The following is a 6,048-nucleotide window of genomic DNA, read 5'->3' as shown; positions in this document are numbered from 1 at the left end:
GGGTCTCGACATTCCCGAATGCGGCTTCGTCGCCATCCTCGATGCCGACAAGGAGGGTTTCCTGCGTTCGGAGACCTCGCTGATCCAGACCATCGGCCGCGCGGCGCGCAATGTCGACGGCCGGGTGATCCTCTATGCCGATCAGGTGACCGGTTCTATGCAGCGCGCCATGGAGGAGACCAGCCGCCGCCGCGAGAAGCAGCTCGTCTACAATGAAGAGCACGGCATCACGCCGGAATCGGTCAAGGCGCGGATCTCCGACATTCTCGATTCGGTCTACGAGAAGGACCATGTCCGCGCCGATATCGGCGCCAAGGGCGGCAAGGGCTTTGCCAAGGACGGACATCTTGTCGGCAACAATCTGCAGGCCCATCTGGAAGCGCTGGAAAAGCAGATGCGCGACGCCGCCGCCGACCTCGATTTCGAAACCGCCGCACGGCTGCGCGACGAGATCAAGCGGCTGAAGGCCGCCGAACTCGAGGGCATGGACGACAAGCTGGAAAAGGCCGAATCGCGCCAGGCCGAGGCAGCGCCGACATCGTCGGGCGACGAAGGCACCTCCTATTTCGCCCGCCCGTCGCTCGACGACATGGGCCCGGGCACCGACACGGCGCGGCCGCTTTTCCGCAAGAACACGCTGGACGAGATGACGGTGGGGCGCACCGAAAAGCCGCGCGGCGGCGATGACAAGCCGGTCAAGCGCGGCAAGATCGGCGCCGGCTCCTATGAGGATCCCGCCGAGCAGAAACAGCGCGGCCGGCGCAGGAGCAAGACCGGCAAACCCGGCAAATAGCCGGTCCGGCGCTTCATCGCCCCGACAGTTGTGCGGCATCGGCGATGCATGTAGGGTTGCGCCAGTTCAAACGCAGAATGGTTTCCAATATGACTGAAGCGAAATACGGCAATGTCGGCGAACACGTGAAAACGGCGTTTGCGAATGCCGAGGCAAACCCGACCCCCTATCGGCACTGGCTGGTCAAGGACCTGTTTCCCGGCGCCCTGCTTGCCGACCTTCAGGCGCTTGATTTTCCGCGGCCGGATCTCGGCGGCGTTTCCGGCACGCGAGAGGTCCACAACAAGAGTCGGCACTATTTCGACCAGGAGAACAAGGCGAAGTATGACAGCTGCGCCGCCGTCGCCGCCGCGTTCCAGTCGCCGGATGTGTCCGGCTTCATCGCAAAGACCTTCGGCACCCGTCTCGACGGATCAAGCCTCCGGATCGAATATGCCCAGGACACGGACGGTTTCTGGCTGGAGCCGCATACCGATATCGGCGTCAAGCTCTTCACGCTGCTGGTCTATCTTTCCGACGAAGCCGGCCACGAAAAGCTCGGGACCGACATCTACGCCTCCAAGGAAGAGCATGTCGGTCGCTCGCCCTTCGGCCCGAATCTGGCGATGATCTTCGTGCCTGCCGACAACACCTGGCACGGCTTCGAGAAACGGCCGATCGCGGGCGTGCGCAAATCGCTGATCATCAATTATGTGAAGCCGGAATGGCGCGCGCGCGAACAGCTCGCCTTCCCCGAAGATCCGATCCGCACGGCCTGACACCGCCTGCCGATCAGCCCTTGCGGCCGTGCGCCGCAAGGCCGCGCCGGATCGCCGCTGCGATCTCCTCGGTCGCATCCACCCGGTCATAACTGTATGGACGAAGCGGGCCGTCGAAGGGCCGCGTCTGTCCGGCTTCCTCAAGGCGCCTGAGAAAACCCGCAAGCTTCGGGTTGAGCGCGTAGGGCGCGAGCGGAAACACCGGCCTGCCGGTGGAAAGCGCCTCGCTCACCATGTTGTGGGAATCCCCCGTCACCGCCAGCATGTCGCAGAAGCCGAGCAGCGCCCGGTAGGGATTGGCCTCGTCCGGCGACCAGATCCAGTGCGGAAAACCGGCAAGGCGCGCGCGGAGCGCCGTCATCACCGCCTCCGGCGTGCGGCGCGACTGGGTGACGATAATGCTGCCGACTTCCGATTTCGCGTGATCGATCTGCCCCATGAAATGCCTCAGCGCGGCGGTCTCGTCACGCGTGCCGGAGACCGGGTTGCCGATCAGCAGGCCGAGACGGGGAGACGGCAGCCGTTCCCAGGCCTCTGGCCGCTCTTTCGCCGCTTCGGCGATCGCCGCCTCGCTCAGCGGATGCGGGCCGGTGTCCGTCACCAGCACATTGTCGGCGCGAAAGCGGTCGTGGCGCGGCATCCAGATCAGGTCCGCCGCCGATGCGCCGATGCGCGGATCCTTGAGGAAGACGGTGAAGGTCTTGCCGCCGGAGGCCTTCTTCACCGCCTTCAGATAGGGCACCATCCGCCTGCCGCTGGCGATCGCGACATCGGGAAAGGGCGGCGAAATCGGGCTGTCGGGCCGGCCGGGCCGATGCTTCGGCGGGACCGGCCCGCGCGGCATCCACCATTCCCAGGGCTTGCCCGGAACGATCACCTTCTCCTCGGCTTGCGCGCCGAGGCGCGAGACGACGCCCAGGCACTGCACCCGGTCGCCGATCTTCCCGTCCGTCAAAATCCAGATCTTCAAAGCTCGCCCCCTGCGTCTCGGGATACGGGGCCACACGCCCTCCCCGCTTGTGGCGCGAAGGACCGCGCCAGTCAATGCTGGCCAAGGTGGGCGTCGGGGTCGCCAAGAAAAGTAAATGTGGTCATTCGCAAACCAGTGAGGTTATATCCACCGCGTCGCTGCGTCGGAAGCCGGAGCACAGGGCTTACAAGGCATGAGCAGCGGCGAAGGCGCGCAACTCATCGTAGATTCCATCCAACATCAGTTCAGAGGTCTTCAACTCTTCCGGACTCGTCTTTTGCCGAAAGCTCCTCGCAAGAGTTCGACTGTCCCGCGACATCTGATGCAAGGTTTTCCCCTCGGCCGTCGCTGTAGAAGCCGATGTACTCTCGCGAGCGAAGTTCAAAGCTCGGTGGTCCGTATCACTGAGGTCCAGGAATTTCGCGATTGATTGGTAGGTTCGCTCTACATCCTCAAACATGTCCTCATGCGAGAGAACCAGAACATTGTTCCCGCCATCGCGCAAATAGGATAGTGTTGGCCGATATATTTCGGCCCAGAAGAGACTGGTTTCCGCCATTGGGCCAATAGGGTTTGCTCTTTGCGCAGCGTCGCTCAGCCGCCCTTCAAGATGTTTCAGCGGCATCTGCCATTCCATTCGGTTCAGCGATGGCAGAATAGCGGCCGGGTGACGAACCGAAACAACGCATGGCAGACCTTTCTCCGCGAGATAAGGCACCATCATCAGCAGAAAGGGATCTTTCAACAGAAGCCTATTTTCAGGGTCCTTTAGCGCTTGGCGCCACTCACGCTCCGACCGGTTCCCCAGCACCAAGCGCGCGAGGCCGTGAACCGGCCGCTTGATACTGAAATCACGCTGGAATCGCGCCGATCCGGCAGGAATCTCGCGCAGCAACCTATCGACAAAATCTCTGTCTTCAGAATAACGGCCGTCGATATACCAGCGAGGAACACCTTTCAGGCCATATCCGAAATTGCATGGCTCATGTATCGCGACCATCTTGTCAAATTTGCTGATCAAAGTCCCGAGCCACGTCGTGCCGCTACGATGCATTCCCGTGACGCAACCACTCAATGTGTTCATGACGCGACCTTCTTCCTCAAAATAGCTATCAGGACACCGCAAACCGTCGGAGCGGCGACCTCACGAAAAGCGTCTCACGACCTAGCCGTGTCTCACACCCTTCAGCAGACGATCAAAAATGGACCGCGCGAAATTATCCGCCGTATGTTCGGCGACGAAGGCGCCGGCATCCTCGTGCGAAATCACCGGATCGCCCTCGATCGCCCGCGCCAGCGCTTGCGGGTCGGTCGTGTCGGTAGTCGTGCCGAGCCGGTGCAGGCGGGCCTGATAACCCATCAGGCCGGTCTCCTGGGCAATCACCGGCTTTCCGGCCGCAGCGGCCCAGAACAGCACCCCGGACGAGCCCACATGGTTCTGGTAGGGGGCAAGCACCACATCGCAATTGACGACTTCCTGCGCCAGTTCCGCGTCGGTCACGAAGCGGTCCACCAGCTCGATTGCCATGTCGGGGTTTGCGGACCGGCATTCGGAAAGCGCCGCCTCGATCTCCGCCCTGTCCTCCCCGGCGATGCGTCCGACCATGCGCAGGGCAAGGCCGCGCTGCCTCTCGGGCGCGATATGACGGATCGCGCGCAGCAGCGTCACCACGCCCTTGCGGCGGGAGAGCGCGCCGAAGATCAGCAGGCCACGGCGGCCGTCATCGCGGGGCTTGCGACCGGGCACCGCCAGCAGCGAAAGGTCGGGCGCGGGATCGGGCGAAAACAGCAGCCGACCGGCGGTCATCCTGTCACGGGCCGCCGTCTCGTCGAGCGTGAACAGGAAGGGCGTGGCGCGGCGCCGGGAGGCGAAATACATAGCGCGGCGCCGGGCCGTATCCACCCTGCCCTTCAGAGACGGCGTGAGGCCGAAATGGTTCGGCGGACGGAAGATGATGCCGGTGATGATGCCGTCGACGGGCCGCCGGTCGACGCAGGCGCCGAGCAGCGCGTGGTCGAAGGCCGGAATGAAACAGATGCCCGACCGCTCGGCAAGCAGCCGCCGCGCCTTGCCCCATTGCGCAAGACCCCGCGCGACAAGGCTTCCCTCCGTCAGGGCGCGCATCTCCCCGTCCGGCAGCGGATCGATCGACAGCGCCGGATCGTCCCTGAGCGCGGACGGCAAACGCTCGATCAGCGCCGCGCCCGCCGCCAGCCGCACCGGCATGCCCGCCTCGTGGCGCAGCAGCCGCTCGAGCAGCCAGGCGGCCCAGATGGCGCTGTGCCCCTCTGTCTTGGGTTCGAAATAGGTGAAGGTTTTCATCGCAATGATCCACGCACAGGGCCGCCTGAGGTTCTGGAGCGACCCGAAATCGCGACTGCAGTCAGGAAAAAGGCAAAACTAATCGCTATCGAGATATCCAGAAAGACATAGGCCCTGAAATAAACGAAGAGACTGAACCCAAGAAAACATGTGATAAACACAGATACGTTCGTAAATTTTTGACGAAATAAATTGTAGACAAAAAACACAAGATAGCTAGCTAGAAGTATTAACATAACATAAATAGAAAAATGGTAATTGAAAAATATAATTGAGTTGTCCAGTGTGTTCCCTAGCCAAATTACGGGATCTCCAATACTATATTTCTGTCCTAATCCATGAGGAAATGAAAATCTACTGAAGTTAAAAAGATTATTGTAGTATAGTGAATATATATAATCACCCTGACTTCGATAAACGCCATTCAGGGTTGAGGCCGTCTTGATTGCAAGCTGATATTGATAGTGGTAAGGTATACCAATAGCTTCCATCGTGTCAGCTATACTATATAGAAACTTTGACAAGCCGTCTTTCGAGAGGGTTCCAGACAACAATACAAATATAAACAAAATATACATAAATATGTGCAAAACTCTTGAAATAGCTTTTCCTGATAATCTTCTTGATATAGTGAACAAATAGGCAATTGTAGATGCTGCAGTCAGAATATAAACCTGACGAAATGAGACAAATTGCAACATGTATAAATTACAAATAACAGCTATGAATAATATCTTAGTATTTTTGTAATCCATTGAAACTAGTATCATCGGAAATATATAATATACGGGTGTAAATTGCTTTCCTGCTATTTTTGCATTACTTAAAACTCCGGAAATAATATTGGCGGAATCCAAAAAATAATATACGGCAGTGCCAAAAACCGCAAAAAAGGAAGCATAGTATATAAAATATCTTACTCTTTCGCCATCCAGTCTAACTAGCGACCGCATAGGGGCTGCGGGGATGAAACGGCGTCGTCTCGCGCTGCGGTATTTCCTGCACCAGCCCGTAGAGCTCCGAGGTCGAGGCCTGGTAGAAGCGCGTCTTCTTTTCCAGCCCGAGGAAGCGAACGGCCTCGAGCAGGCGCAGCGCGCCGGTTCCGTCCACGTCCGCGGTGTATTCCGGCGCCTCGAACGAAACGGCGACATGCGACTGGGCGCCGAGATTGTAGATCTCGTCGGGCTCGATGTCGCGAATGAGC

General features: G+C 59.3%; 5 protein-coding genes and 1 pseudogene. 2 read left to right on the top strand and 4 right to left on the bottom strand.

The window, feature by feature from the left end:
* Together AC5DC2_RS17970 and AC5DC2_RS17965 are read left to right on the top strand one after the other, a co-directional pair.
* Positions 1–793: UvrB/UvrC motif-containing protein (locus tag AC5DC2_RS17970; RefSeq protein ID WP_491699464.1), on the top strand; the 793-nt coding region annotated here is incomplete at its 5' end.
* 89 nt (positions 794–882) lie between these two features.
* Positions 883–1,551, top strand: a complete 669-nt coding sequence (locus tag AC5DC2_RS17965) for a 2OG-Fe(II) oxygenase (protein ID WP_024706389.1) — start codon at positions 883–885, stop codon at positions 1,549–1,551.
* Positions 1,552–1,564: 13 nt separating this feature from the next.
* On the opposite strand, the gene AC5DC2_RS17960 is transcribed toward AC5DC2_RS17965, so the two are convergent.
* The 4 genes and pseudogenes from AC5DC2_RS17960 to AC5DC2_RS17945 all read right to left on the bottom strand — a co-directional run.
* Complete coding sequence (locus AC5DC2_RS17960; protein ID WP_491699463.1) at positions 1,565–2,521, bottom strand: mitochondrial fission ELM1 family protein; 957 nt, start codon at positions 2,519–2,521, stop codon at positions 1,565–1,567.
* A gap of 184 nt (positions 2,522–2,705) precedes the next feature.
* On the bottom strand, positions 2,706–3,605 hold the full coding sequence (locus AC5DC2_RS17955) for a sulfotransferase domain-containing protein (protein WP_491699462.1): 900 nt from the start codon (positions 3,603–3,605) through the stop codon (positions 2,706–2,708).
* An 81-nt stretch (positions 3,606–3,686) separates the two neighbouring features.
* Positions 3,687–4,844 (bottom strand): glycosyltransferase, encoded by a 1,158-nt coding sequence (locus tag AC5DC2_RS17950; RefSeq protein ID WP_491699461.1) that lies wholly within the window; start codon positions 4,842–4,844, stop codon positions 3,687–3,689.
* 942 nt (positions 4,845–5,786) lie between these two features.
* Positions 5,787–6,048 (bottom strand): annotated as a pseudogene (locus AC5DC2_RS17945) (GDP-mannose 4,6-dehydratase); the annotation flags it as partial.

It is taken from the genome of Martelella sp., assembly GCF_984369615.1.
This window is presented reverse-complemented; position numbering and strand designations above follow the sequence as displayed.

Coding starts and splice junctions, on each gene's coding strand:
- AC5DC2_RS17965 (WP_024706389.1), top strand. CDS start 883: ATGACTGAAGCGAAATACGGCAATGTCGGCGAACACGTGAAAACGGCG.
- AC5DC2_RS17955 (WP_491699462.1), bottom strand. CDS start 3,605: ATGAACACATTGAGTGGTTGCGTCACGGGAATGCATCGTAGCGGCACG.
- AC5DC2_RS17950 (WP_491699461.1), bottom strand. CDS start 4,844: ATGAAAACCTTCACCTATTTCGAACCCAAGACAGAGGGGCACAGCGCC.